Annotated in this window: 1 protein-coding gene; it reads left to right on the top strand. The window is 38.0% G+C overall.

Annotated elements, in window-relative coordinates:
• Window positions 1-755 (top strand): hypothetical protein (locus tag ACS8FD_RS19825; RefSeq protein ID WP_439277127.1); only part of this gene is annotated, 755 nt, incomplete at both ends.

The following is a 755-nucleotide window of genomic DNA, read 5'->3' as shown; positions in this document are numbered from 1 at the left end:
ACTAGGCGCTAAAGCACAAACTTATGGTGTCACTATTGCTCAAGAGACGGCGACCACAGATTTCAACGGTGATGCAACTTTCGCCGTTCAAATACCAGATGACCTAACTGCCAAGCAGCGCGCTGATCTCAAAAGTGTTGGAATCAATTATCAACTATTTTATGTTGAAAATAATATTACTTATAAGTCTGAAATACAGAAAGTTAATATCGTTACTCCTACCGTTTCTCTAAACATTTTGAATGCAACAAATAATATTGATAACCAAGCAGGCTATATTCTTAATAATGCTGGTAGTGTTGCTAAAATACAGGCTCAGCTCAATAACCAGTCATCTGGCGAACAAGTAGCCAATCAACCAGTCAAACTTACCCTCGACGATAAGTCGTTGGCAAGTTTATTAACCATCAATAATCAAACTGGCTCATCAAATATTGTTGCTAATACAGATAACAATGGATTGGTTGATTTTAATGTTGTGGTAGGAGGCGGATTAACAGATGCAGAAAAAGAGGCGCTTAGCAAAACAGTATTAACTGCTACCTTAACAGAAACATTAACTGGAAAGCAGCAGCAGGTCAAAATTAAAGTACAATCTATGACCGCCGCTATCTCTTTACTAGGCAGTGCATTAAAACCACTTAATTTAAATGGCGGTGAGAGTCAGATTGAGGTTATTGCAAAGGATAGTAAAGGCAATATTGTAGATGGACAAAAAGTATTCCTTGCTCTTCCAGCCTCTATTGTTCGTCAAG

This window comes from Psychrobacter sp. 1U2 (assembly GCF_051847575.1).
This window is presented reverse-complemented; position numbering and strand designations above follow the sequence as displayed.